The organism is Oleiharenicola sp. Vm1 (assembly GCF_047777955.1).
Taxonomy (GTDB): Bacteria; Verrucomicrobiota; Verrucomicrobiia; order Opitutales; family Opitutaceae; genus Didemnitutus.
Genome location: NZ_CP180537.1, coordinates 217,130 through 243,055, shown reverse-complemented (window position 1 = coordinate 243,055; position 25,926 = coordinate 217,130). Strand labels below are relative to the sequence as shown.

At 62.6% G+C, this 25,926-nt stretch carries 27 protein-coding genes; 9 read left to right on the top strand and 18 right to left on the bottom strand.

From position 1 onward, the window contains the following. Window positions 1-49 precede the first annotated feature (49 nt). Window positions 50-859: a copper resistance protein B gene (locus ACMYLB_RS01830; RefSeq protein WP_415909287.1), complete on the bottom strand. Its 810-nt coding sequence runs from the start codon at window positions 857-859 to the stop codon at window positions 50-52. Next, window positions 856-2,691 (bottom strand): copper resistance system multicopper oxidase, encoded by a 1,836-nt coding sequence (locus tag ACMYLB_RS01825; protein WP_415909286.1) that lies wholly within the window; start codon window positions 2,689-2,691, stop codon window positions 856-858. The genes ACMYLB_RS01830 and ACMYLB_RS01825 overlap by 4 nt, the downstream gene beginning before the upstream one ends. A gap of 185 nt (window positions 2,692-2,876) precedes the next feature. Between ACMYLB_RS01825 and ACMYLB_RS01820 the strand changes: the two genes are divergently transcribed. Further along, on the top strand, window positions 2,877-3,257 hold the full coding sequence (locus tag ACMYLB_RS01820; protein WP_415909285.1) for a hypothetical protein: 381 nt from the start codon (window positions 2,877-2,879) through the stop codon (window positions 3,255-3,257). 137 nt (window positions 3,258-3,394) lie between these two features. On the opposite strand, the gene ACMYLB_RS01815 is transcribed toward ACMYLB_RS01820, so the two are convergent. From ACMYLB_RS01815 to ACMYLB_RS01780, 8 genes are all read right to left on the bottom strand, one after another. Beyond that, window positions 3,395-4,048, bottom strand: coding sequence for a hypothetical protein (locus ACMYLB_RS01815; RefSeq protein WP_415909284.1), 654 nt, complete (start codon window positions 4,046-4,048; stop codon window positions 3,395-3,397). Window positions 4,049-4,124: 76 nt separating this feature from the next. Further along, window positions 4,125-4,265, bottom strand: coding sequence for a hypothetical protein (locus ACMYLB_RS01810; protein ID WP_415909283.1), 141 nt, complete (start codon window positions 4,263-4,265; stop codon window positions 4,125-4,127). A 184-nt stretch (window positions 4,266-4,449) separates the two neighbouring features. Next, complete coding sequence (locus ACMYLB_RS01805; RefSeq protein WP_415909282.1) at window positions 4,450-4,680, bottom strand: hypothetical protein; 231 nt, start codon at window positions 4,678-4,680, stop codon at window positions 4,450-4,452. A 37-nt stretch (window positions 4,681-4,717) separates the two neighbouring features. After that, window positions 4,718-8,152: an efflux RND transporter permease subunit gene (locus ACMYLB_RS01800; RefSeq protein WP_415909281.1), complete on the bottom strand. Its 3,435-nt coding sequence runs from the start codon at window positions 8,150-8,152 to the stop codon at window positions 4,718-4,720. Window positions 8,153-8,164: 12 nt separating this feature from the next. Further along, window positions 8,165-9,571 carry an efflux RND transporter periplasmic adaptor subunit gene (locus ACMYLB_RS01795; RefSeq protein ID WP_415909280.1) on the bottom strand — a complete coding sequence of 469 codons (1,407 nt, stop codon included), beginning with the start codon at window positions 9,569-9,571 and terminating at the stop codon, window positions 8,165-8,167. A 17-nt stretch (window positions 9,572-9,588) separates the two neighbouring features. After that, the gene (locus ACMYLB_RS01790; protein ID WP_415909279.1) at window positions 9,589-10,950 is read right to left on the bottom strand and encodes a TolC family protein; all 1,362 of its coding nucleotides are present in this window, start codon (window positions 10,948-10,950) and stop codon (window positions 9,589-9,591) included. Window positions 10,951-10,954: 4 nt separating this feature from the next. Further along, on the bottom strand, window positions 10,955-11,686 hold the full coding sequence (locus ACMYLB_RS01785; protein WP_415909278.1) for a hypothetical protein: 732 nt from the start codon (window positions 11,684-11,686) through the stop codon (window positions 10,955-10,957). A gap of 247 nt (window positions 11,687-11,933) precedes the next feature. Then, complete coding sequence (locus tag ACMYLB_RS01780; protein WP_415909277.1) at window positions 11,934-12,314, bottom strand: hypothetical protein; 381 nt, start codon at window positions 12,312-12,314, stop codon at window positions 11,934-11,936. Window positions 12,315-12,536: 222 nt separating this feature from the next. On the opposite strand from ACMYLB_RS01780, the gene ACMYLB_RS01775 reads away from it, so the two are divergent. Both ACMYLB_RS01775 and ACMYLB_RS01770 read left to right on the top strand, forming a co-directional pair. Beyond that, a complete protein-coding gene (locus tag ACMYLB_RS01775) occupies window positions 12,537-12,950 on the top strand; it encodes a hypothetical protein (RefSeq protein WP_415909276.1) in 414 nt (137 codons plus the stop codon). Continuing rightward, window positions 12,947-13,120, top strand: a complete 174-nt coding sequence (locus ACMYLB_RS01770) for a hypothetical protein (protein WP_415909275.1) — start codon at window positions 12,947-12,949, stop codon at window positions 13,118-13,120. The genes ACMYLB_RS01775 and ACMYLB_RS01770 overlap by 4 nt, the downstream gene beginning before the upstream one ends. 44 nt (window positions 13,121-13,164) lie before the next feature. On the opposite strand, the gene ACMYLB_RS01765 is transcribed toward ACMYLB_RS01770, so the two are convergent. From ACMYLB_RS01765 to ACMYLB_RS01730, 8 genes are all read right to left on the bottom strand, one after another. Next, window positions 13,165-13,683, bottom strand: a complete 519-nt coding sequence (locus ACMYLB_RS01765; RefSeq protein WP_415909274.1) for a DUF305 domain-containing protein — start codon at window positions 13,681-13,683, stop codon at window positions 13,165-13,167. Window positions 13,684-13,754: 71 nt separating this feature from the next. Beyond that, window positions 13,755-14,111 (bottom strand): four-helix bundle copper-binding protein, encoded by a 357-nt coding sequence (locus ACMYLB_RS01760; RefSeq protein ID WP_415909273.1) that lies wholly within the window; start codon window positions 14,109-14,111, stop codon window positions 13,755-13,757. 382 nt (window positions 14,112-14,493) lie between these two features. Further along, window positions 14,494-15,054, bottom strand: coding sequence for an RNA polymerase sigma factor (locus ACMYLB_RS01755; RefSeq protein ID WP_415909272.1), 561 nt, complete (start codon window positions 15,052-15,054; stop codon window positions 14,494-14,496). Between the two features lie 9 nt (window positions 15,055-15,063). Further along, window positions 15,064-15,504 carry a Spy/CpxP family protein refolding chaperone gene (locus ACMYLB_RS01750; RefSeq protein WP_415909271.1) on the bottom strand — a complete coding sequence of 147 codons (441 nt, stop codon included), beginning with the start codon at window positions 15,502-15,504 and terminating at the stop codon, window positions 15,064-15,066. Next, entirely contained in the window at window positions 15,501-15,803 is a 303-nt protein-coding gene (locus ACMYLB_RS01745) for a hypothetical protein (protein ID WP_415909270.1), read from the bottom strand. The genes ACMYLB_RS01750 and ACMYLB_RS01745 overlap by 4 nt, the downstream gene beginning before the upstream one ends. Window positions 15,804-15,827: 24 nt before the next feature. After that, window positions 15,828-17,066, bottom strand: a complete 1,239-nt coding sequence (locus ACMYLB_RS01740) for a TolC family protein (RefSeq protein ID WP_415909269.1) — start codon at window positions 17,064-17,066, stop codon at window positions 15,828-15,830. Between the two features lie 19 nt (window positions 17,067-17,085). Continuing rightward, window positions 17,086-17,559, bottom strand: coding sequence for a hypothetical protein (locus ACMYLB_RS01735; protein ID WP_415909268.1), 474 nt, complete (start codon window positions 17,557-17,559; stop codon window positions 17,086-17,088). 32 nt (window positions 17,560-17,591) lie between these two features. Further along, window positions 17,592-18,461 (bottom strand): YybH family protein, encoded by an 870-nt coding sequence (locus ACMYLB_RS01730; RefSeq protein ID WP_415909267.1) that lies wholly within the window; start codon window positions 18,459-18,461, stop codon window positions 17,592-17,594. A gap of 167 nt (window positions 18,462-18,628) precedes the next feature. On the opposite strand from ACMYLB_RS01730, the gene ACMYLB_RS01725 reads away from it, so the two are divergent. From ACMYLB_RS01725 to ACMYLB_RS01700, 6 genes are all read left to right on the top strand, one after another. Continuing rightward, the gene (locus ACMYLB_RS01725) at window positions 18,629-19,015 is read left to right on the top strand and encodes a hypothetical protein (protein ID WP_415909266.1); all 387 of its coding nucleotides are present in this window, start codon (window positions 18,629-18,631) and stop codon (window positions 19,013-19,015) included. 52 nt (window positions 19,016-19,067) lie between these two features. Continuing rightward, a complete protein-coding gene (locus tag ACMYLB_RS01720; RefSeq protein WP_415909265.1) occupies window positions 19,068-20,066 on the top strand; it encodes an efflux RND transporter periplasmic adaptor subunit in 999 nt (332 codons plus the stop codon). Between the two features lie 17 nt (window positions 20,067-20,083). Further along, entirely contained in the window at window positions 20,084-23,224 is a 3,141-nt protein-coding gene (locus tag ACMYLB_RS01715) for an efflux RND transporter permease subunit (protein ID WP_415909264.1), read from the top strand. A 12-nt stretch (window positions 23,225-23,236) separates the two neighbouring features. Next, window positions 23,237-23,758 carry a hypothetical protein gene (locus ACMYLB_RS01710; RefSeq protein ID WP_415909263.1) on the top strand — a complete coding sequence of 174 codons (522 nt, stop codon included), beginning with the start codon at window positions 23,237-23,239 and terminating at the stop codon, window positions 23,756-23,758. Window positions 23,759-23,933: 175 nt separating this feature from the next. Then, complete coding sequence (locus ACMYLB_RS01705; protein ID WP_415909262.1) at window positions 23,934-25,190, top strand: TolC family protein; 1,257 nt, start codon at window positions 23,934-23,936, stop codon at window positions 25,188-25,190. After that, window positions 25,187-25,897: a hypothetical protein gene (locus ACMYLB_RS01700; RefSeq protein WP_415909261.1), complete on the top strand. Its 711-nt coding sequence runs from the start codon at window positions 25,187-25,189 to the stop codon at window positions 25,895-25,897. The genes ACMYLB_RS01705 and ACMYLB_RS01700 overlap by 4 nt, the downstream gene beginning before the upstream one ends. The last annotated feature ends 29 nt before the right edge of the window (window positions 25,898-25,926 follow it).

Below are 25,926 nucleotides of genomic sequence, written 5' to 3'. Positions count from 1 at the left end.
AAGGCTCATCTTGAGCGCCGAATGCGGTCCTTGGTTTGTGCGGCGAGTCCTAGAACCACCCGCGAACGCCGATGACCCAGGTCGAGAGCCAATGATCGCGACCGGCTGTTCTCGCCAAGCCAGCGCTCGCACCTACAGCGCGGTGCCACTCCCATCCGAAATAGGGAGAAAATTGTCGGGTGACATCGTAGCGCAGCCGCAAGCCGAGATCCACATCGTTGAGTCCTTCGCCGATGAATCCCTCGCCTACTTCGCCTTTCGCTGAGTCGAGCCGCAGAGCGAACCTCGGTTGGAGAACCAGCCGTTGAGTGATGAGCAGATCATAGCTGGTGGTCAGCGCAAACGAAACGTCTCCCTTGTCACTCAACGCGAGCGTCGGCTCGACCTCGAAACGGTAGGGAGCCAGTCCTTCGAGTCCCACCACCAAGTGGCCACGTGTTTCTCGGGACGGCCCGCTGTAGGACCGATCGAGGCGAATACCCGCCTGCACGTCCCAAAACGGACTGAATAAGCGGCTGTAGAGCGCGGTGAACTCCACCTCGCCGCTCCGAGGCCGCGCCGTCAGTTGCTCTCCCTCCAACTTCCACCAGAAGCGCTGGTAGTCGCCGCCTGCCCATCCTTCGGCATCGAGCACGGCCGCGTCGGCGATATCGCCCGAACGCAATTCGGCCCGCTGCACGAACGCCGCCCAGCGCAACGCGGAATCTTCGACCGCGGGCCCCCACCCGGGCGGTAGCGGGCGCCCGAGTCCGCCGCTCATGGTGCCCGTGGATTGACCGTGATCACCGTGCTGAGCGAAGAAAGCCGGAGCACTCAGCACGCAGGAGACGAAAAGAGCGAGTGGGACGATGCGATTCATGTGACTGAGAACACCCGGAACATGCCGGCCTCCATGTGATATTGCAGGTGACAGTGAAACGCCCAATCGCCCGGAGCATCGGCCGTTACCAGCACTGAGATTTTCTCTCCCGGTTTCACCACCACCGTGTGCTTCAAGGGCGGCATGCCGTCGCCGCCGTGCTCGAGTTCCATGAACATCCCGTGCAGGTGCAGCGGGTGCTCCATCATGGTCTGGTTGACGAAGGTGACGCGGACGCGCTCGCCCAACTTCAGCCGGACAGGTTCCGATTCGGAGTATTTCTTGCCGTCGAAACCCCAGATGAAGCGCTCCATGTTCCCGGTGGCGTTGAGCACGATCTCGCGCTGCACCTCCGGCATCTTGCGATGATCGAGGGCGACGAGATCACGATACACCAGCACACGGCGGCCGTCTTCTCCCAAACCCGTTCCCGGCTCTCCGGCGCGGTTCATTGGCATCATCGCCATCATGCTGTTGCCCGGACCGAACTCGTTTTTCGGCATTTCCATTCCGCCGTGGCCCCCCGAATCGCTCATCGACTCGCTGGCAGGTTTCGCTTCGTGCGAAGAACCGTGTCCACCCGCGCCGTGTTGGGCGTGATCGGATTCCACCATCTGATCCGTCCCGCTGCCATGTTCGCCGTGAGCGACTCCTCCCGGCTGCTGATGCGAGGAATGCTCTTCCATGCTCCCCATTCCCATGTCGGCCATCGTTCGGAGCGGACGTTTGCGGCGCGGCGGGATCTCGGGATGCATCCCGTCACGCGGTGCCAGGCTGGCCAGCGCGAAACCACTACGGTCCGTCGTTTCCGCGAAGATCGCATAGGCGCGCTCCTCCGTCGGCTCGACGAGAACATCGTAGGTCTCGGCAGCGCCCATGCGAAGCTCCTCCACTGTGACCGGCTCGACATGCTGTCCATCGGCTTGGACGACGGTCATTTTTAAGCCAGGAATCCGCACGTCGAAATGGGTCGTCGCCGCCGAGTTGATGAACCGGAGGCGCACACGCTCACCGGGTTTGAAAATTCCCGTCCACGGGTCGAGCGACGCCCGGCCGTTCACGAGAAACGTGAAATTGGCGCCAGTCAGGTCGGCAATGTCGGTCGGGTCCATTCGCATGCCTGCCCATTTAGCCCACTCCGAAAACGTCCGACGGACGCCTTTCTCTCGCGCGTCGCTGACCAGTTCCACGAGTGTTTGGCGCTGCAGATTGCTGAAATTGCTCTGCTTTTTCAGCTTCGCGAGCAGGCGATGCGGATCGGAGAACGTCCAATCCGACAGCACCACAACGTGCTCCCGATCATAAGCGAACGGCTCGTCAGCGACCGGGTCGATCACGATCGGCCCGTAAAGGCCCAATTGCTCCTGCATCCCCGAGTGACTGTGATACCAATAGGTGCCGTATTGCCGGAGCGGGAACCGATACACGAACGTTTCACCGGGGTCGATGCCCTTGAACGTCACCCCGGGAACGCCGTCCATGGCGTTCGGAAGCAAGATGCCGTGCCAATGGATGGAGGCGCGCTCGCTCAGCCGGTTGGTGACGTGCAGTTCGACCTGATCCCCCTCCCGAAAGCGCAGCAAAGGAGCCGGCAGACTGCCGTTCACGGTGACCGCCGTTCCCGCGCGGTCGCCGATCTTCAAGGGAGTGCGATCAATGACGAGATCGACGCGCTTGGTGTCGGGTCCGCCCGATCGTTGCCCGACGTTCCCGCGATTTTCTGTCCCGTGAGTGTGCTGCGCCCATGCTGGCCGCATCGGCGCCAGCGCGGCGTAAAGCGACGCCGCAGCTAACGAACGGATAAAATCTCTTCGGGTGGCGCGTGGAAGCATAACCGGCAGTGGTCTCAGTTTAACGAACGATGACTGCGGCGCACGCACGCTGATAGCTGTTTCATTTCTCGAAACCTCCTGCTCAACGGGTAGGTAAAGCGCCGGTGGCCGCCGAACTTCGCCTCGCGATGACGCACGACACTGGCACAGTTGGTGCAGTTCAGCATCCGCACATTGCATAACCCATGAAAAATCCCCTCCGCTCCTTCGTGCTCGCAGGCGCTGCCTGCCTGCTTCTGACCGCTTCGGCTTTGGCCGGACAGACTTCCACGCTTTGGCAGACGTTCCGTAAGCCCGAGGACTTCGCGAAATTGAAGAAAGGCGACAAGATCGTCTACGTCTGCAACGAGTGCAAAACCGTCTCCGAAGTGACGGTCGCCTCGCCGGAGGAGGCAATGGAGCACTGCAAAGAGGGCGCGACCGTGACGTGCCCCTCATGCAAGATGAAGGTGCGTGTCGCCTTCAGAGGTCCGCCGAAAAACCAATCGGTCGAGCGACAGGTGACCTACGTCAACGAGAAGGGCGAGGAGTGCATGTTCATCGCCAAGGCGGCACCGCAAAAATAGCGCGGTGAGCCACGAGAGCGGTTGGCTCATGTCCGCCAGTCAGCGTCTCGCCTCCGCTCGGACACGTGCCCGGGCGGAGATCACCGCAGCGTGCCGCCGGGGTGCGAAACCGTGAGCCGATCATCGGCCCCGCTGGGTCACGAGTCCGCGAGGAGTCGGTTGGGTGGCCCATCGCCCGGTTGTCGCTCGGCGAACAGATAACGATCGTCCATCTGCGGGTTGCTCCGGGTGGTCCAGAATAGCGGAACGGCGGTGCGCGTAAAATAGGCAGTGAGGCGCGCAATGGCTCCGGGAGAGAAGTCCGAAGGCACCACTATGTTGTGGGTTGGTGCATCGTCGATCGGCTCCTCGTTGAAATGAAATGCGCTCAACACTCCCGCGCCACATGTTGGCAATTCGGGGAAAGCGCCGGTCAGCCAGTTATGATTGATCGCGAAAAGCTCGGTCCCCGCTTCGGTCAACGGAATGTCGTAGATCAAGCTGAGGTAGAGCGGGTATGTGACAATGTCGATTAAAGCCAATGGGTCGCCGTCAGGCGTGGCGTAACCCGCGGCGATGAACTTCTGCGCAACACCGCTGAGAAGGCGCACGGTGTTCTCTGGTGAAGAACAAATCGAAGTTTCGCCGAGTGACGATGTTCCTCCCGGAAAATGGACCGCCACACCGCGCGGCACAGTCTTGTCCATGGCGATTCGGACCAAGGCCGAGCGAAGGCAGGACCCGCCGATGCAGAAAATCTTGGTCGCAGGAACGGCGGGATCAAACTGGGGGATGTTGGCAAAAGTGGTCACAGGCAATCGCGAGCGACGGATTCCCGTGGCGGACGAGGCCCGCGCGGCATCGTCCGCATGCCGTTTAGGAATTCACTCAGCCCGCTTTGACGGTGGGTGACTTGATTGACGAGTGGTGGTGGCCACCGCCGCCGTAGCCGCCTTGGCAGGCAGAGAAGAAGGCCAGGCCAAGCAGGGCCGAAATAAGGAGCGAGATGCGTGTCAGTTTTGTTTTCATGGGACAAAGTGAAATCATTGCCGGCCGCGCAGGGACGGCTTGGCGATCGGCTCGCGTTTCTTGTCTGGCTGGAGTGCTTTGATGCGACGCCATACCTCATCGCAAAAGCTCGGACGTGGGCGTGGGGACACCCGCCATCGCTGGAGCAGCAGCGATAGACCGAAATCGGTGCGCCTGTTACCGCTTACCATTTCGACTCCTTCCAATCGAGGTCCCGCAGGAGCTCCTCGACGACGGTGCGCGGGTGCTCCCCGCTGGTGAAGCGATCCGGCGCACGCTGGAACATCTGCAGGCACGTGGGGCAGCAGAGCGAAAACCGCCGGCCGTCCCGATAGACGTGCGCTGTGCCCGCAACGCCCGTCACGTCCTTCTCGCAGACCACGCACTTGTCTTCGGAGCGTTCGTCGAGGTTCATCGGAGGTGTCGGGCGCTCGGGCGCGCCGCTGGTTGGGTCACGCGGTGTGCTTCGCGATTTCTACTTCGTGTTCCTTCTTTTCGATCTCCACGAAGATCTCACTCAGTTCGTCCCAGCTCTTCTTCTTCGGTTTGGGGCCCTTGATCCATTCGACCTGGCGACCGCGCCACAGCGAGTAGATGGCTGGGACGATTTCGAGCGTCAGGATGGTTGAGGTGACGAGGCCGCCGATCATCGGGGCCGCGATACGCTGGATCGCTTCCGCGCCGGCACCGTGCGCCCACAAGGCAGGCACCAAGCCGAGCGTGATCATGCAGACCGTCATGAGCTTTGGCCGGACGCGCTGCACTGCGCCGTAGGTGATCGCCTCGAACAGGTCGTGCTGGTTGTTCATCTTCCCCGCCTTTTGGTAGGCGTGGAAGGCCTCATCGAGGTAGATGATCATCACCGTGCCGGTCTGAGCGGCCAAGCCCGACAACGCGATGATGCCTACCCAGACGGCGATGCTCAGGTTGTAGTTCATCATCCAGAGGAACCAGATGCTTCCGGTCATCGCGAACGGGATGGAAAGCAGGATGATGAACGTTTCGGGAATGCTCTTAAAATTCATGAAGAGCAGCACGAAGATGAGTGCGAGCGTGATGGGAATGACGACCTTCAGGCGCTCCTTCACGCGGAGCATGTATTCGTATTGGCCCGTCCACTCGATGCGGTAGCCGGCGGGCAACAGACCGGCCTTCTCGATCTTGTCGCGCACGATCTGTTTCGCTTCCGCAACGTAGCCGCCAATGTCGCGGCCGGTCATGTCGATGTAGACCCAACCGGTGAGCGCACCGTTCTCGTTCTTGATCAGCGGAGCGCCGCTGGTGGTCTTGATCTCCACCAACTGACCGAGCGGGATTTGCGCGGTCCTGGTGGCGGCGGGGCCTGCAGCTGCCGCCGGAGCCATTCCCGCACCCTCCTCACCCTCCGGCGCCATCGCAGCTTGCGCCACGGGCACGAGCACCCGCTTGAGCTTCTCCACATCGTCGCGCAGTTCTCGGCTGTAGCGAACGTTGATGCTGTAGCGCTCGCGGCCCTCGATGGTCTTGTCGATCGCCATGCCGCCGATGGCCGTTTCGACCAGCATCAGCACGTCCTCGACGTTGAGACCGTAGCGCGCGATCGCTTTGCGATCCGGCACGATGTCGAGATAGAGGCCGCCCGTCGTGCGCTCCGAGAAGACGCTACGCGTGCCCGGGACCTGACGCAGGGTCGCCTCGAGGTGCTCGCCGAGCTTGCCGATCTCGGTGAGATCGGTGCCGAAGATTTTGACGCCAATGGGCGTGCGCACGCCGGTGGACAGCATGTCGATGCGTGCCTTGATCGGCATCGTCCAAGCGTTCACTTGGCCGGGAATCTGGAGCGCCTCGTCGATTTCCGCCACCAGTTCGTCTTTCGTCATCGGACGAACATCGGGCCAGATTTTCCGCAGCCCCCACTTGATCCAGTCAGGCGCCCAGCCCGAATACCAGCGGTCTTGTGCAACCTTCCGCCATTCGTCCTGCGGCTTGAGTTGGACCACGCTCTCGAACATTTCGAGTGGCGCAGGGTCGGTGGCGGTCTCCGAACGTCCGGCTTTGCCGTGGACCGTGAGCACTTCCGGGAACTGCTTAATGACCTTGTCCTGAATCTGCATCAGCCGCGTGGCCTCCGTAACGGAGACCGTCGGCAATGTCGTCGGCATGTAGAGGATCGTGCCTTCCTCGATCGGCGGCATGAACTCCGAGCCTAGCTTGGTGAAAATTGGCACGGACGAAATTACCGCCACGACGGCGATGCCGATCGACAGCAGGCGGCGCGTCATCAACGCGCTCACCCACGGGTAGTAGAGCCGGTGAATGAAACGGCTGATCGGGTGCTTGTGTTCAGGGATCACCTTCGCGCCCGTCATCAGGACGATGAGCGCAGGCCCGATGGTGACCGAGAGGAACGCAGCCCAAGCCATCGTGAAGGTCTTCGTGAAGGCCAGCGGCTTGAACAGGCGCCCTTCCTGTGCCTCCAGGGTGAAGACCGGCATGAAGCTGACGGTGATGACGAGCAGGGCAAAGAACAGCGGTTTGCCGAGCTGTTTGCAGGCGGCGATGATGATCTCCTGCCGCTGCTTTCGCGTCAGTCCTCCGGGAGCGTGTTCCAGCTTTTTGTGGACGTTCTCCACCATGACGACCGCCTCGTCGGTGATGACGCCGATCGAGATCGCGATGCCCGCGAGCGACATGATGTTCGCCGTGAGCCCCATGAAATACATCGGGATGAAGGCCAGGGCCACGGCGATGGGCAACGTGACGATGGCGCGCACCGCTCCACCGAAATCGAGCAGGAAGACGATGATGACGAGCGCGACGATGATCGACTCCTCGATGATGGTGCGGGTGAGCGTGGCGATGGCGCGGTTGATGAGATCCGAGCGATCGTAGGTGGTGACGATTTCCACGCCGGGTGGCAGCGAGCCTTTCACGTCCTCGAGCTTCGCTTTGATGCGGTCGATGACCTGCAGCACGTTTTGGCCGAACCGCACGACGACGATGCCGCCTACGGTCTCGCCTTCGCCGTTCAGGTCGCCGGCGCCGCGCCGCATTTCCGGCCCGAGCTGGATGTTCTGCGCTACGTCGCGCAACAGCACTGGATTCCCGTTGGCGTCCGCTCCCACGACCACCAGTCGGAGATCCTCGAGCGATTTGATATAGCCGTGGCCACGCACCACGTAGGTCGTGCCGAATCGCTCCATTTCCCGTCCGCCGACATCGTTGTTCGAGCTGCGGATGGCCGAGACGACGCGGCTGATTGGCACATTGTAGGCGAGCAGCTTGTTCGGGTCGATTTCGACTTGGTATTGCTTCTGAAACCCGCCGAAGGTGGCGACCTCGGCCACGCCCTCGACGCTCTGAATCCAGTAGCGAAGGTTCCAGTCTTGGAAGGAGCGCAGTTGGGCGAGGTCGTTCTTACCCGTCTTGTCCACCAGCGCGTATTGAAAGCCCCAGCCCACACCCGTCGCATCCGGCCCGAGCGTCGGCGTCACGCCGCTCGGCAACGAGCCGGTGAGCGACTGCATGTATTCAAGCACGCGAGACCGCGCCCAATAAATGTCGGTGCCGTCCTTGAAGACGACGTAGACGAAGGAATAGCCGAAGAACGAATACCCGCGCACGACACGCACCTGCGGCGCGCTGATGAGTTTCGTGACGATTGGATACGTGACCTGATCCTCGACCAGGTTCGGGCTGCGGCCCTCCCACTGGGTGAAAACGATCACCTGCACGTCCGACAGGTCGGGAATCGCGTCGAGCGGCGTGTTCCGCATCGTGAAGATGCCGCCGGCGAACAGGGCGCCGACCAACATGAACACGGTGAATTTATTGCGCGCGCTCCACTCGATAATTCGCTCGATGAGCGAATCCTTGTGCGGCTTGAAATGGGTGGGAGTGTCGTTCATCGCAGTGGCCGATTAGTGATTGTGGCCGCCGGCAGCGCCCATGCCCGAGATGGCCGCCTTCAACTGGCTTTCGGAGTCGATGAGGAACAAGGCGCGGGCGACGACCTTCTCGCCGTCGTGCAAGCCAGACAGAACCTCGTAGTAGTCGTCGCTGCGGGTGCCGATCTTCACTTCGCGAGGTTCGAGGTGGTTGTCGTCCCGCATCACGAAGGCGACGATGCGGACGCCGGTGTCGATGACGGCGCTGGCCGGGACGGTCAGCACCTCGCCGGAGTCGGCATCGAGTTCAACGTTCGCCCACATTTGCGGACGGAGGTCGAGTTTCGGGTTCTCGATTTCCAGGCGAATCTCCGCGCGCCGGGTCTGCGTCTCGATGTGGGGATACAGGAAGCTGACCTTGCTCTCGAGGGTGCGGTTGCCGAGATACGGAAACGTCACGCGCGCCACTTGGCCCTGTTTGACGAGCGGAGCCTCGAACTCGAAGACGTAGGCGCGCACCCACAGATGGGACAGGTCGGCGATTTCGTAGAGCGTCTCGCCGGGCATGAAAGACTTGCCGCGCACGGCGGTCTTCGCGACCACGTGGCCGGAGACGGGCGAGCGAACCAGCACCTCGTCGCGCGGCGCACCCGACTGTTCCAAAGCGCGAATTTCCTCTTCGTCGATTTCCCACAGGGCTAACCGGCGACGCGACGAATCAACCAGACGCTTGGCCGATTCCAACTGCGGCGAATCGGTTCGCGACTGCAGTTGGGCATAGCGCTGGTAAGCGAGCAGGTATTCGCTCTCCGCAGAAAGCAGCTCCGGGCTGTAGACGGTGAACAGCGGTTGGCCCTTTTCGACGTGCTCGCCGGTGAAGTTGACCTTCAGCTCACGAATCCAGCCGCCGAAGCGTGGCGCAATGCGAGCGAGCCGCGTCTCATCGTGTTCGAGCGTCGCCGTGGTGCGAATCGGTTGGGTCAGCTTGCGCACGGCTACGAGCTCGGTCGTGAGTCCGATGAGTTGCTGCTTTTCCGGCGAGATCGAGATCGCGATCCGTCCCGGCACCGCCGCGGCTGCGTGGCCTTCGTGACCCGCCTTGGCTTCAACCTTTTCCAGATCCATGCCGCACTTCGGGCACGAGCCGGGTTTGTCACTGATGACCTCCGGGTGCATTGGGCACGTGTATTGTCCGGGCTTCGCGGCGGACGGAGACGATGATGCGGCCACGGGGGCGGCGGCATCGCCTTCCTTGATCGGCACGAGCTTCATGTTGCAGATTGGGCAATCGCCCGGCTTGTCGCTCACGTAGGTCGGGTGCATCGGGCAGTGGTATTTCTGCGCGGTAGCGTGGGCGTCGTGGCCCGACTTGCTGCAACCTGCGGCTGAAAAGCCGAACACCAGCAGCGGTAACAGAGCGATGAGGAGGAATGAGCGCATGGTCGAAAAAGGTTTCATCAGTTGGAACGGGCGGGGGTGAGCGGCGAGCCGGCCGGCTCGTCTCCGGCGACCAGCAAGGCGAGTTCAGCGATCGCGAGTTCGCGCTGGGTCTTCGCCTCGATGAGCTTCAGCTCAAAATCGAGCTGGGTTTTCCAGGCGTCTATCAGATTGAAGAAATCCACCTGACCCGAGAGGTAACCCGCCCGGGCGACCTCCAGTGACTGCGAGGCTTTGGGCAAGAGGGCGTCGTCGAACAACGTCACGTTGCGAGTCGCCTCGCGCAGCATGAAGGACTTCTCCGCGAGTTCGACCGCGAGCATGATCTGCTCGGAGGCCAACCGCGCCTCACCCGCGCGCTTGTTCGCCTGAGCGGCGGCGATTTCACTGGCGATCCTGTCGCGCCAGATCGGCAACGTGACACCCGCCGTCGGCCGCCACATGAGCGGCGTGGCTTTGAGATCGACTTCCAGGCCCACCGTGAAATCCGGCACGCGCGAGCGCGCTGCCATCCGCAGGGCGGCTTCCGCCACGCGAATCTCCGCGGACATGATCTTCAGTTTCGGATTCTGACGGATGGCGGATGCCCAGAGTTGATCGGCGTCGATGTTCAACGAAGTGGTCTCGAACTGTGCCGGCACCGCGGGATCGGGCGCGGATCGGTCGAGTCCCAACGCGGCCTTGTATTGAGCGAGCAAGGCGGAGCGCGAGTCGTCGAGATTCGTGATCTCGGTCGCCATCTGGTCTTGTTCGATCTGCGCGCGCAGCACGTCCTGCAACGTGACCTTGCCCAGCTCGTTTTGCTTACGCGCGATTTTCTCCAGGTCGGAGAGGAGTTCGAGCGTCTCGCGATTCACGCGGAGCTTGGCGTCCAGAAAATACAGTTGGTAGTAGGCTTTCTTGAAGGCGAAGGCCACCTGCTGGATCTCCGCGGTGAGGGCGTGATACTTCACCTGCGCATCGGCCGCCGCCATCTGTCCGGCGATCGCGAGCTTCTTGGGTCCGGGCAACTCCAGCATCAGCCCCGGCATCGCGGAGGCGATCATGTCCGAGATGTCCGCCTCGAATGAAAATTGCGGATCAGGCAACGACCGTTCGACGGTGATTCGCTCGACCGCGCGCACCCAATCGAAATACGCCGCACGAACCCGAGGACTGTTGAGGATGGCGTAGCGCAGAGCGTCGGCGTGAGAGGACTGTGGCGTAAGGGCGGGCAGTTGAGGCGGAGTTGCCTCCTCACCGAGCACGGTCGCGACCGCGGCGACGGACTGCTTGGCTTCCTTTTCGCCTTGGGCAGCGATTCCGACACACCCCGAGAGGATGACCGATAGCGCACCCAGGCTCGAGGCGCCGATGACGACAATGGGACGAAAATTCTTCATGGACTTACTTTTTGTGGTCGTGCTCGCACGGTTCACCGGCCGCCATCGCTTCCTTGCTCATGCCGCAGCCGCCGCATCCGGAATCGCCGGCTGGCTTGGCTGCGTTCGCTCCGGAATAGCGTGCTTTTTCGGCGTCCGTGAGATGTCCGATCGGCGGGTGGCCGGCAGGCAACCCCTTGGCGACCGGACGATCGAGTTCGGTGCCGCATTTGAGCATCCCGGAACCGAAGAAGGGGTTTTGGGCGACCGATCCCGACTGCAACCACCGGCCGGTCCCGATCTCCGGTGCCATTTTGCACTCGAAGAGACGGAGATTCGTAGCGCGGAGCAGCTTTCGTTCACGAACTGCATCTGCCACGGCGGTGCTGAAACGGCCGAACTCCTTCCGGGCGTCAGCGAGATTGGAGCGGAGTGGCAACGGATCGGCGAGGTTCGCCGAGAGAGCCGTTGCGAGGGCGGCATCCACGTCCGCCAAGTCGTGAAACGCTCCGCGCACGGTCGGCTGCAGCGCGCTGTAGGCGGCGAGATCGTCGTTCGCGAGGGCGGCGGCGAGATTGCTCATCGCCACCGCGAGAGCTTTCAACGCCTCCGCGCTCATCGGCACGTCCGCCGTGTTGGATGCCGCGGTCTTCGCGGCCGGGGCCGGTGCGGCGTCGGCGTGGGTGTGCTGGGCGCGCGCAGGGATCGACAGAGCAAAACCGAGCGTGCAGAGGAGGAGGAGATTTCCAGGTTTCACGAGAGAATCAGACTTGGTGACCAGTGCAGAGAAAGTAGCCCGACGGCCGCCTCATGAGCGATGAATGCAGTCCATCCACGTGGCACAGAGGAACACGTTGCGCGGAGATGGCACGTGTTGTGGATTGGAGTTCATCACTTGTCGGCAGACCGCCGGAAAAGGGAGTCGCGGCGCGCGCTGGACGTAGCTGGCTGGTGACGGGAAACACACACCTCGACCAACAGCTCACGTCGCGACTCAAAGGGCATCAGTGCGTGGCGGTCGTGGGGCAGCAGGAGGCTTCGCGGCAGATGGGGCAGTTCAGCTCCATGTTCGATGCGATCTTGCCGTTGCGGGATTCGACCGCGCCGCCGCATTTTGCGCACGCGTGCTTCTCGCCGACGTTCACCCACTCGGTGACCGCTTTGCTTGCCGGGCCACGGTAGCGAACTTCGCGGATCGGCGTGACCTTGCAGGCGTCGCACGCCATCGCGGGCTTGGCGGCTTTGGTGACGGTGGCCACCTGCTGAGTCTTCGCCTTGGCGAGTTTGAGCGTCTGGTTGAAAAACTCCGGCGGAGGGCCGGCGTGCGAGATCGCGGCAGAAAATCCGAGGAGCGCGACGATGAGCAGGGATTGGTTCGTTTTCATGGCGGAAGTAGCTTCGTTGCTGTTGGACTGTTTCCTACGAGTTAAACGCAACTCGCGCGAACGCCCCTGATGAAACCGTTGTGATTTCCTGCGCATCTTTTGCTGCCAATTCACCACGCCACTCCGCGTCGCATTAGCGCTCTTCACCTTCTCACCAAGAAACGCGGAGAGAATTTCTCGAAAACCCGCAGGGAACACCGAGGCCGCGTCGTTAAAGGATACATGAGACTGACCCAGCGCCTACTCGCGCTCTCGCTTCTCACCCTCAGTTGCGTTTTCAGCTTCGCGGCTGCCAAGACTCTCACGGAGGCCGATCGCCGTCTGCTCGCGCGCTACGAGGCGATCCGCGCCGAACTGGCTATGGATAATCTTGAGGGAGCCCGCACGGCGGCGAACGACCTTCCGAGCAACGCCAACGCGGCCGTGATCGCACGCGCCGACTCGCTCAATACGGCGCGCATGGCGTTCAAGAAGCTCAGCGCCGAGGTGATCGCGCTCGGTGCGGGCGTAGACGGTTTCGTGATCGTCCACTGCCCCATGGTCGAAGCCGACTGGCTCCAAACGTCCCGCGAGATATCGAATCCGTATCTCGGGAAAAAGATGCCCACGTGCGGCAAAGTGAAATCTTCCCCATGAAATCGTTCGTTCTGCTCCTCCTCGCCGTCGTGACGCTCGGAGTCTCCGGCTGCATGTGCATCCCCAGTGGCGGTCCGTCGCATGACGGACACGGCGCTACGTCTCCCTCGACGCACGTCGGCCATGATCATGGCTCCTGCGCGCTGCGTTCTGCGCCGTCGGCGGGATAACGAGAAGCCCAAGCAGCGACGCTTGGGCTTCTAGGGCGGCTACATCACTCTTCACCACCGTCGTGGTAATGGCAGATTCCATACCACTCGCATAACCAATCGCCCATTTGGTTTATCTCCGCGAGTTGCGTGCTCACGATCTGCGCGCAGAGGTCGATCAATTCCTGATGGTAGGCTTTGTCTTCGCATTGGCTGGCCCGGACGACGGCCTTCCAGTGGTGTCGAATCATCGCCTTCATGAACTCGATCTCGAATGCCGCACCGGACAATGCGGCGAGCTTTTCCATCTGCTTTTGCTGGCCGGGTGTCATCTCGGGCTCGTGCTCGATGCCATACCACTCCGAGAGCCAGTTTTGCATCGTGACGATTTCTTCCATTTGGGCCTCACGGATCTGCTCGCACATGGCCTGAAGCTCGGGGTGAACCGAGCGCTCCAGGCACATGTCCGCCATCATCACCGCCATCGCATGGTGGTCGATCATCTCGGTCAGGAAGCGGACCTCGAAGTTCCGCTGACTGGGCTTGGGTGCCGGGCCGGCGGCAAACGCCGTCGAGGCGAACACCAATGAGCAAAGCAGGACCGCTTGGCGGAAGAGTGCTGGATACTGAATCACGGTAAGTCCTCCTTTGATCGTTAGCGGTGAGTGCGGCCCGAACCCGCGCCCGCCATCTCGCGACACGCTTCGGCGCAACGGCGGCACGCCTCGGCGCATTCGCGGCAGTGATCCATGTGCTCGTGGCGCGCACACTCTTCACCGCACGCCTCGCAGATCTCCGCGCAAAGCTGGCAAATCCGTTCGGCGAATTCGGAGTCCGCCGCCATCTCCCGCTCGGCCAGCGCGCAAATTCCGGCACAGGTGCGGTCGAGTCGGATGCAGCGTTCCATGTCCTTGACGTTTTTCTCGCCCAAGCAGGCCGTCGCACAGTGCTCGCACGCCGCGGTGCAGTCGTGACAGGCCTCGATACAGTGTTGGTATTTTTGATGTGCCATGATGATGCTTCTCCTTGTTGAGGGTTGATAGTCCCGAGACGTTAACCTGCCCGTGAACGGCAACCAATCGGGAGCGAGCCGCGACTTCCGGCGGTGGAACGTCCATGTGCAGACTTAGGGATCGACGGGGGCAAGATGCCGCGTCTCTGCCACGCGCTGCTTGGGAATTCGACCTACGTGGTTTCATGCCGGCGGGCTGGGCGCGACCGGAGCCATCAAGCCGGAGATCAATTTCGCGGGATAGCGCGCGGGATTACGTTCAATCGCTTTCCGCACGACGACGCAGCGCGGCTGCCCCCCAGAGATCAGCGGCGCAACCGACGGAGGAACGCCGCCGGCGCACCAACGACACCGCCTTCCGCGCAGCGTCCCGCGCGACGGGCTACTGAGAACGGAACAGTGTTTCTCGGAGCGCTTTTCGTGCCCGATAGACTCGAGCCTCGATGGCCTTTGGCGTCGTCCCCAGCAGTTCGGCCGCTTCCTGCTGCGACCGCTCCTCGAAGACCGTCAGGATCAACGCCGTCTTCAATTCCTCGGGCAAACGATCAATGGCAACCCGTGCTTGCGCCAATTGCTCCGTCCGATCGACCCGCGCCCCGGGATCATTGTGCTTCGCAATTTCTGGCTCGTTCGCGGCGAGTTCCCACGCCGCGTGCAGTGGCTCGCGCTTGGCGTGCTTGCTGCGGGCGAAGTCGCGCACGAGGTTCAGGCCGATCTGAAACAGCCAGGTCGCAAACTTCGCCTGCGGCGTGAAGCTGTTGATCTTGAAATACGCCCGGACGAAAGCCTCCTGGGCGAGATCGCGGGCAACGGTTTCGTTTTGCGTGTAGCGGCAAAGAAACCGGAACAGCGGCTCCTTGTGTCTCGCCATCAACTCTCCCAACGCCGCGTCGTCCCCGGCTTGGAGAGCCCGGACCGATTCGAGGTCGGGGTCCTGCGCCATGGCCGAGCGTCAGTGGTGGACCTCTTGTGAAAGCGCGTTGGCCGTCAGACGCAGGAGTTTGTCGTATTGCTCCGGCGTCAGCGCAGCCCGCATCTCGAAGACGTGCTCCAACGTCAGTTGCTGGAGGTCGGCCTGGGCGGCATGGATTTTCTGCACCGCTTCCTCGACCTTCGGGGAGCGCGCCTTCCCCTCCAAAATAGCTTGGGCCAACTCCGCGTTCGCCAACCGCAACCGCTCCATGATGACCGTGCGCTGTCGGTTGAACCGTTCTTCGGTTACCGCGATCGCCCGATCCTGCTCCGGTGTGATATTGAGCTGCCGATGCACCCAGTCGTGGGCATCCTCGGGTTTGCGCGCGCGGCGCATCCACGCCTCAGTTGACCACGTGGAGACGGCGGCGACCACCGCGATGAGCAGCAAAAACAAACCCGTGCGTGCGCGCGCGCTCATCGACTGGCAAGTTGGGTCAAAGGCAGGTGGCGCGGCGTCGCCGAGAAGACATCGAGGCCGAGCGCATCGCTGTCCTTGATCTGCGGAGGGGGAGTGAAAAATGCCGTGGTCAACCCAATGACGACCGCAGCGGCAGCCGCAGCCGCCATCACCCGCGGGTTCTCCCAGGCGTTCCACCACGCGATCGGCTGCTTGCGGGAACGAATCTCTCTGAGCACAGCGTCGTCGAACCCGGCATCCAAGGCGGGCAGAGGCTCTTGTTTTAGAGCGGAAAACAGGGAATCGAGTTCGTCTTTCATGCGAGTGGCCGTGGGTGTGGCCGTTCAGGTGACATTATCAATGAGTCTTTCGATGGCAACGCTTGCCTCCAGGTAGCGGCCGACGGCGGCAAGTCGCTGCTCGCGGGCCGCGAGAAGGGCACGCTGCGCTTCCAGCAGTTGAAGAAAGGAAACCTGCGCCTGATCGAACGCGGCTTGATTACGCGCCACCACGTCGGCTGCCGCCGGCAGCACCGACTGGTCGAGTGCGGAGGCCTCTTTTTGCGCCGCGGTGAGTTCGGCGTAGCGAGCTGCGAGTTCGGCCCGCAGCGCGAGCGTCGCGCTGCTCTTCTGGTGCTCGAGCTGCCGTTCGCGTGCCCGCGCGGCCGCAATCGCGCCCTCATAGCGGTTGTGCGCCAAAATGGGAATATCGACGCCCAGCACGACCGTCGCGGTATCGTCCCGCCTCAACAGGCGAACACCACCCGCAACGCCGATGTCTCGCACCGGGCGCTGCTTTTCCACCGCCACTTCGGCCCGGCGGCGCTCCGACTCGGCTTCGAGGCGACGCAGCTCCGGCGAATTGGACAACTTCGCTTGGAATGTCTCCAACGGGGGCGTGTCCGCGAGCAACAAAGTGGGAGCTACCTCGATTGCTTCGGCTTCGCCGATCACATCGCCGCCCCACTGCGCGATGAGCGCGCGGCGTGCGGCGGCGAGCGCCACTGCTGCGGTCTCGGCCTTCGCCTTCGCCGTGGCCGATTCCAGCAACGCTCGGGAAAGCTCCACGCCGGTAGCCTGTCCGGCTTCATGCTGCCGCTGGAGCGAATGAACGATTCGTGCCGCGAGATCCACGGCTTGGTCGGCGAGCTTGGCCTGTTCTTGGGCGAGATAGAGCGCGTTGTAGCTGGTCACCACGCGCCGCCGGAGGTCGGCGATCCGGATGCGATACTCCGCCTCCGCGATAGGGCGATCAGCTTCGGCGAACTGTCGTGCGGCATCCCGTTTGGACCGTCGCACGAGCTCCTGGCGCAGTTGCACCGTCAGCTCCGCGTCGTCCACGCCACGATACGGACGCTTGACGCCGACGTTTTCGATCTGCGTGCCCAAGGTCGGGTTCGGAAGCCTCCCGGCCTGCTCGGCTGTGGCCGCGATAGCCGCGCGCTCTGCGTCCAATACCTGCGCTTCCGGCGACGCCGCGAGCGCGCGCTGCCAGACCGCGGCCAAGGACAACGGCTCGGCTGCGGTCGACGACAACGTCGTCAGCCGCAGGATGCACAGGGAAAGCAGAGTCGCGCGAACCATGCGGAGAAAACGATCGCTCTTACTCGTGGTGGTGATGCTCGGCGGGCTTTTCCTTTTCCTCCGCCATCGCCGGTTTGATCGAACCGCAGGTGAGCATGGACTTGCCGAAATACGGGTTGCTCACCTTGCCACTCGTCTGAACCCAGTTGCCTTCGCCGTTCTTCACCATCGGGCAATTGGCGATGAAGTAGCCTTCGTGATCGCTCGCGAGGTGAACCGCACGCTTGCTGAGCTTTTTGAAGACTTCGCGCGCATCCGCCAGTGAAGCGGAGCGAGCGAGCGCCTCGGCGTTCTCGTCTTCCTTGATCGCGGTGGCGGCGGTTTTCGCCGCACCGAGATCGTCGGCGGCGAGGGCCGCGCGCACGTTTTCGTAGCTGCGGAGAAACGCCTTCTGCTGGTCGTTCAAAGCCTCGCCGTGCTCATGGCCGAAGAGGCGCGTTAGCGAACCGACCGTGAGCAGGCCGGCAATAAGGAATCCTTTGCTGATTTTCATGGTTGGATGAGGGAAAGAGGAGGTCTGAAAAGCTACTTTGCCTTCGGCAAGTTGCGCGAAGAAGTGTGCGTCTGCTGAATCTGCCAGCCTGCAGCGGTTTTCTTCAAGACGCTCGTCGCGAGTCCCTTCTTCTCGAAGACGCGGCCGTCGGCCTTGAGGACGATCTTGTAGACGTAGGTTTCGGTCGTGAACGCGTAAGGCAGCTCAAGCCGGACATCGACGTTGTAGTCGCGGAACGAGAACTCGCTGAACTCCGCCAGCTCAGGACCGATGTGATGCTCGAGGTAGTTCGCGAACGTGCCCTCCACACCGCCGGACTCGAACACCTGCGAGTCCGCCGTGAAAAGATGCCCGAGCTTCGATACGTCGAGTTGCTCGAGGCCCTGCTTGTAGGCGGCGAGCACGCCTTTGACTGCGCTGACATCGTCGCGCGAGTCCCCCGATGGCGCCGGCGCCGGACTGGGGCTATTCGCCTTCGGTGCTGTCGCCGGAATGAGGGCCTGCACCAATTTCATGGCTGCCACCAGCTTCTTGGCTTCAGTCTCGGCTTTCTTCTGTTGGGCGCCGTCCGCGGCGTCATGCACGCTGTCGGCGACCGCGGACACCTGCCGGACGGCAGACTCGAGGCGTCGTTTCTGATCCGGGCTGCCGCCGTCAGTTGCGGTGAGAGCCTTCAATGCGGCGTTCAGCCGGTCGGTTTGCTCGTGAACGCCGTCCAGCTTTTGCGCAGCGACCAATTCGCTGATCTTGGCGACAGCGTCGTTCGCGACTGAAAGCATCTGCGCCGCGTCGCCCATCGGTGGAGCGGCATCGTGCGGTTTGTCTTCGTGAGCAAAAGCCGGGACGCAGAGTAGTCCCAGCAGCATCAACCAGAGGAGGCGTTGCGTGGATTGGCGGAGCATAGGTGAGATTCTCGTTCAACGGAATCGGCGGTCCAACCCCTCACGATTTTGCCGTGTGGTTTCAGTGAGGGGGAAAGACCGTTTTCCTCGTTCAATGAGATGTCATGCCACGGAATCAGACCGATGCTCGTCGCTTCCCGCTCCGCGCTCTCATCGCCTTGGGTGTCGTGAGCCTGCTTCCGCTGATGACCGGCTGTGCCTTCATCTCACAGGTCACTCGCGCCAAAGGCTCGGTCCCGATCGCCAGTGCCGAGTCTGCACACTTGGCGGTCGATATATTTTGGGTTCAAGAGAGAGAGGAGTCGTGGGTGCTCCACGGCTACGTCCAGCGCAAGCCCGACGCGTCGCGAGACGCGTCGGGTCACGTGGATGTCGTCTTCCGCGATTCCTGGGGTTCCGTTCTTCAGGTAAACGAACTTCCGCTCGACAGGTGGCGCAAGCAGCCGCGCCAGCGTCGGGCGCTCGCCGGATTTAGTCTCGAACTCCCTCATTTGCCGAGCGCCACCGCCCGGATCGAATTGGTTCCCCACGAGGAACCGCTGCGACCGAGCTGATTTCGACTTCCTGTTTGAGGGATAGGCGAGGCCACGCCGTTTCACTTTGCTCATGCGCATCCATCCACGCCGGCTTGCCTGGATCACCCTGGTGATCGTCTCTTTTATTTTCGCGGCACGCCTCGGTGCTCACGCGGGGCACGACCACGGCCCGCAGGTTGGCGATACCGCTGCAGTCGGGCCCGTCAAATTGACGGCGACCGCCCGGCAGAATTTGGGCATCGAACTTTACGAGGCTCAAATCGTCGAACTGCGGAAGACCATTCCGCTGCTCGCACGGGTGCAGGCGATTCCGGAGAGGACGGCGCGGATGTCGGCCCGCATCGAGGGCCAGGTAAGCGAAATCTACGTCAAGCTGGGGCAGACAGTGAAGCAGGGCGAACCGCTCCTGAAACTCGTCCCGCGCGCCATCGACACTCCCGCGGTGCTCCTGCGCGCACCTTTCGACGGAGTGATCATGGCACAGAACGCGTCCGTGGGTCTGCCGTTTACGCCCGAGACCGTGCTGGTGGAACTTGCCGATCTCACCAAGGTTCTCGTTCGCGGCGTGGCTTACGAAGACGCCAATCTGGCCAACGTCCGCGAAGGTGCGCCCGTGACCGTGCAGTTGGATTTCTACGGGAGTGAGAAATTCTCAGGCGCGATAGAGCGCATCGCACCGGCGCTCGATCCCGAGACTCGCACCTTCGAGGTCTACGCTCTGGTCGCGAATCCGGACCTGCGCCTCAAACCGAACCTTCAAGGGTCGCTCTTCGTGGGCGTCGGCGAGCCCGTGCCGACCGTCGCAGTCCCATCCCGCGCTATCCTCGGCAGCCTCGGCGCGCTGTTCGTTTTCGTCGAAACGGAGGAAAACACCTTCGAGCGCCGCGCGGTGACCACCGGGATGAAGAGCGGCGACACCGTCGAAATCGTCGAAGGCGTGCTGCCCGGCGACAAGGTGGTGGTGCGCGGGAACTATCAGCTCCAGTTCGCAACGACCAAACCGACGCAGGCCGCCCCGGCCGACAAAGCGCAGCCGGCACCGGCCGAGGATGCCGGCCACAAGCACTGAGGCGCGTCCAACATCCCATGTTCGACGCCATCATCCGCTTTTCGCTGCGCAACCGGCTCTTCGTCGTCGCCTTTGCGGCCCTGATCGTCGCCTACGGCGGCTACGTCCTCACGAAGCTGCCCGTCGATGTTTTCCCCGATCTCAATCGGCCGACGGTGACCATCTTCACCGAGGCAGAAGGCCTCGCCCCCGAAGAAGTCGAGTCGCTCGTCACGTTCCCGATCGAATCCGCCATGAACGGTGCGACCGGCGTGCAGCGCGTGCGCTCGGCCTCAACCATCGGTCTGTCGATCGTGTGGGTGGAGTTCGACTGGAAGCAGGACGTGTATCTTGCCCGCCAGATCGTCACGGAAAAACTCCAACAAGTAACCGAGCGCCTTCCCGCCAACACCCGTCCCGTCCTCGGTCCGATCTCGTCCATCATGGGCGAAATCATGCTGGTCGGCCTGACGAGCGACTCGCCCGCGGTCGATAGCCTGGAACTCCGCAGCCTGGCCGACTGGAGCCTGCGTCAACGACTCCTCTCCCTGCCGGGCATTTCCCAAATCACCGTGATCGGCGGCGACGTGAAGCAGTATCAGGTGCTCGCCTCCCCGGAGCGGTTGCGTGCTCACGGCGTCTCCTTGCACGACCTCGAGACCGCCGTCGCCAACACGAACGTCAATTCCACCGGCGGGTTCATTCTACGGAACTACGAGGAAAGTCTCGTCCGCAATCTGGGACGCATCACAAGCCTCGACGATCTGGCGAATGCGATCGTGCCTGGCACTCCGCACAAGGCCCCGCCGCTACCTCTCAAACAAGTCGCCGAAGTGAGGCTCGGCGGACCGTTAGCGAAACGCGGCGATGCGGGTGTGGATGGACGACCCGCAGTCATCCTTTCGATTCAGAAGCAACCCGGCGCGGACACGGTCGAGTTGACCAAGCGCATTGAGGCGGAACTCGCCGAGATTCAGAAGACGCTGCCGCAGGGCGTCACGATCCACGGCGAAATTTTCCGCCAAAGCCAGTTCATCGAAAACGCCATTCGCAATGTCGAGGAAGCGCTGCGCGACGGCGCCCTGCTCGTCGTCGTGGTGCTGTTCGTGTTCTTGCTCAATTTTCGCACGACCTTCATCACGCTCACCGCGATCCCGGTCTCGATCCTGGTCACGGTGATCGTATTTCACTACTTCGGCCTCTCGATCAACACCATGACCTTGGGTGGCCTCGCCGTAGCCATCGGCGAGTTGGTGGACGACGCGATCGTCGATGTGGAGAACGTCTTCCGGCGGTTGCGGGAGAACCGTCACCGCCCCGAACCGCGGCCCGCGATCGAGGTGATCTTCGAGGCATCCAGCGAAGTGAGAAACTCCATCGTGTTCGCCACGATCATCGTGGTGCTGGTGTTCATTCCGCTGTTTGCGCTCAGCGGCATCGAAGGCCGCATCTTTGCCCCGCTCGGCGTCGCCTACATCATCTCCATCGTCGCCTCGCTCTTCGTCTCGCTCACGGTCACCCCGGCGCTCGCATCCTATCTGCTCCCGCGCATGAAGCGGATGAGCGAAGAGAAAGACGGCTGGCTGGTTCGACAGATCAAACGCGCCGAGGAAAAATTGCTGCACTGGGCTTTTCCCAAGTCGTGGCTGGTTTTTGCCGTGGTCGCGCTCCTGCTGGTCGTCGCGATGGTGAAGGTGCCGTTCTTCGGCCGCGAATTTCTCCCGCCCTTCAACGAGGGCAGCGTCACGATCAACTTGGTGACCGTGCCGGGCACGTCGCTCGACGAATCGAATCGCATCGGCGCCCTCGCGGAAAAGCTGATCAAGCAAGTGCCGGAGGTGAAACAAACGGGACGGCGCACTGGTCGCGCGGAACTCGACGACCACGCCGAAGGCGTCCACTCCTCGGAAATCGAGGTCGAGCTGACAGCATCAGCGCGACGCCGTGAGGACATTCTGAACGACATCCGTCAGCGCCTCGACACCGTCCCCGGCATCGGAGTGAACATTGGCCAGCCTATCTCGCACCGAATCGACCACCTCCTCTCGGGCGTCCGGGCGCAGATCGCCATCAAGATTTTCGGCGAGGATCTCACCGTCCTGCGGGCCAAAGCGGAGGAGTTGCGTGCGATCATGGCTAAGGTCTCCGGCGTCGTCGATCTTCAGGTCGAACAGCAGGTCCTCGTTCCGCAAACGCACATCCGACTCGATCGCGGACAGGCGGCCAAATACGGCGTCATGATCGGCGAGGTCGCGCAAATGAGCGAACTGGCGCTGCAAGGCCGCGCGGTTTCGCAAGTGCTCGAAGGGCAGAAGACCTTCGACGTAGTGCTGCGACTCCAGGACGCCGCGCGCAACAGCCCTGAAGCGATCGCGCAGATTCCGGTTGATACGACCAGCGGCGGGCTGGTTCCACTGGGCCTCCTCGCCAAGGTCGAAGAGGCGAAGGGACCGAACATCATCATGCGGGAAGGCGTGCAGCGTCGAATCGTCGTCCAGGCCAACGTCTCCGGACGGGATTTGGTGGCGGTCGTTGCCGACATCCAACGCGCCGCGAATGCGGACCTGAAGTTGCCCGCTGGTTACTATCTCACTTACGGCGGTCAATTCGAGAGCCAAGCCAGCGCCACGCGCCTGATCGCCTTCCTGAGCCTGTTCTCGGTGGCCGGAATGTTTCTGGTGCTCTACGCGCATTTCCGCAGCACCATGTTCGCGCTGCAGATCATGCTGAACATTCCCTTCGCGCTCATCGGCTCGGTGGTGGGCGTCTGGCTTTCGGGCGGCGTGCTGTCGATCGCTACGCTGGTGGGTTTCATCACTCTGACCGGCATCGCCGCCCGCAACGGGATCATGATGATCTCGCACTACCTGCACCTCATGCAGCACGAGGGCGAGAAATTCGACCAGCACATGATTATTCGCGGCACGCAGGAACGCTTGGTGCCCGTGTTGATGACCGCGCTCACCGCCGCGCTGGCCCTCGTGCCGCTCATCCTCGCCGCGGGCGAGCCCGGCCGCGAAATCCTGCACCCGGTGGCGGTGGTAATCTTCAGCGGCATCTTCTCCAGCACGATGCTCGATCTGGTCGTTACTCCGCTCGTCTTTTGGAAATTCGGGCGCCGGAGTGTGGGGAAGATGGTGCCCCACGCCGTCGTGCCGAGCGGGGCGCCCGGTAACTAAAACTCCACCCCGTTGCTGGAAGCCACTTCTGAGACTGGGCGGCTGCTCGATTCGCATTCGCCGACGCGGGCTTGGGCCGTGATGGCTATGCCAACAGAATTGACAAAAGAGATGTCGTGCAGATTGGTGATGCCCGTGCTTTGCCTTCGCCACGTGATTGCGGTTGTTCTGCTGACGCTTTGGTTGCCAGCAACGCAGCATTGCGGATTAGAGGCGGCGGGGTTGATCGCAGCAGATGCTCCTCATGGAGCTCATGAGGGATGCGCGAAGGCCAATTGCGACCATTGCACTCATGATGGCTGCAATGTCGTCGAGGGCGGGTTCGTAAAGTCCAGCCATGAGGCGCTCAAAGCGCCGACCCCTCCGCTGGTCGCCTGCACCCGTTTTCTTTGTTTGCAGCTTTTGCCGCCCGTTCTGGCCATTGAGCCGAATCTCGCGGTTTCCGAGTCCGCGTTCCCTGATGATTGGGTTCCGGTCTGGCAGTTCGTCCGCAGAGCCGCGCCGTTGTCGCGTGCGCCTTCGCTCATTGGTTGATTAGTCCCTGCGCGGACTGATCGACCCTGTTTCTATTCCATCCCGTCGCGGGACGCCTGCGCGCGTCCGCACTTTCCGGGATGTTTTTCGTTCCGTGCCATATTCCGCCCATTCACTTTTCATGAAGTCCCTTGTTTCCACGCCCTCCCATCTCGTCCGCCCGGCCCTCGGGTTGATGATCCTCGCCCTCGCGGGCGTCGCACGCGCCCAGACCGCGTCCGACGAAACCGCTCCCGCCGTATCGTTGTCCACGCTCGTCAGCGAAATCACGGCCAAGAATCCCGAGCGCCAGTTCTATCTGGAGGAAATCGCCGCCGCGAAAGCCGGGGTGCGCATCTCCTCCCGCCTGAGCGACCCGGCGTTATCGTTCGACATCGGCCAAAAACGGCTGAGGGACTCCACTGGCGCCAAGATCGGCGACGGCGCCGTCTGGTCGGTCTCCGTTACGCAAACCTTCGAGTGGCCCGGTCGCCTCTCGTTGCGCAAGGCCGTCGCCAACCGACAGGTCGAACTGGCCGAACTCGGTGTGGCGCGCTTTGAGAATGCGCTGACCGCTCGTGCCCGCACCCTCGCTTTCAGTCTGTATGCCGCGAATGCCAAGGCCGCTGCCATCCGCGAGGTCTCCGACCGGTTCACAGCGCTCAAGGAAACCTTCCTCGCCCGCGATCCGGCGGGCGTCACGCCGATGCTGGAAACGCGTGTGATCGAAGCCAGTGAACTGGCTTTGCAGCGTCGCGCCACCGTGGCCGAGTTGGCGGTGCAGGCCGCACTGATTGAACTCAACCAACTGCGCGGTGTGGCAGCCGATACGCCGCTGCGGGTGGCCGCGCCGGCCCTGAGCTTCACCTCACTGCCCGCCACATCCGATCTGCTGGCGACAGCCCGAGAGAAGAACTTCGACTACCGGATGCGGCTCGTCGAGTTGGAACAGCAGGGGTTTGCCGTCAGCCTCGCCCGCAACGAGCGCTATCCCGCCATCAGCGTCGGCCCCTATCTCTCGCGCGACAACGTCGGCGACCGCGAGACCATCGTCGGTCTGGGCCTGAGCGTGCCCTTGCCCGTCACAGGTCGCACCGGCGCGGCGGTGGATGTGGCTAATGCCCGCCGCCGACAAGCGGAGGCCGCCGTCCTGGTTGCGTTACGCGAACTCGACCGCGAGGTCATCACCTCAGCCCAGGCGTTCTCGACCAAGCTGGCCGAGTCGCGCCGCTGGTCGCCCGACGCGGTGCAAAAATTCCGCGAAGCCGCCGACCTGGCCGACCGTCACTATCGCACGGGCGCGGTGCCCATCGCGACCTACGTCGAGCTGCAGAACAGCTACCTCGACGCGGTCGAGGCGCTGCTCGACACCCAGAGCGAAACGCTGACCGCCGGGCTCAAGGTCCAGCAGCTCACCGGCATCGAACTGAACCCGGTCGAAATCAAGCCATGAACCCGCGTCCTTGGTTTTTAGCCAGTCTGGCCGCCTCGGTTCTGCTGCTTGCCGGTTGTGGCCCAAAGGCGTCCTCAGAGGCCGGGCACGACCATTCAGAACATGCCGAAGGCGAGGAAGGCGGAGACGGCGGCGTCACGTTCAAGGAAGGCCGCGGGTTGCAACTCTCTCCCGAGGTGATCAAGGCGCTCGGCCTCATCACGGCGGAAGCGGAGGATCGCGCGCTGGCGGCGGAACTGAATGTCACCGCCCAGGTTTTCGCGACTACGCCGCGCGTGCTCGCGAGCACCCGTCTGCCCGCTGAACAGGCCGGGGCGCTGGAGAAATCCCGCTTCGCCGGGGCGAAACTCGTGCAGATTGATCGCACCACCGCTTCCGCCACGCGGCTCGTCGATCTGATCTTCGAGCTGGATGCCCCGGCTGCGCACCGGGTCGGCGATTTTGTGACACTGGCCCTTGCGGCCGAACCCACCTCCGCCCTCACCGTGCCTCGCTCCGCCGTCCTCGACGGTGCCACCGGCACTTTCGTTTACGTCGTCAACAGCGGCGCCTACCTGCGCACCTCCGTCAAGGTGGGTGCCCATTCCGCCGACTTTATCGAGATCACCGACGGCCTTTACGCTGGCGATGTCGTGGTCGTCACCCCTGCCGACCAGCTTTGGCTGGCCGAGTTGCGTCTCACCAAGGGCGGCGGCCACAGCCACTGATCCCGTCTGCTCCATTTTTCAACCCACTC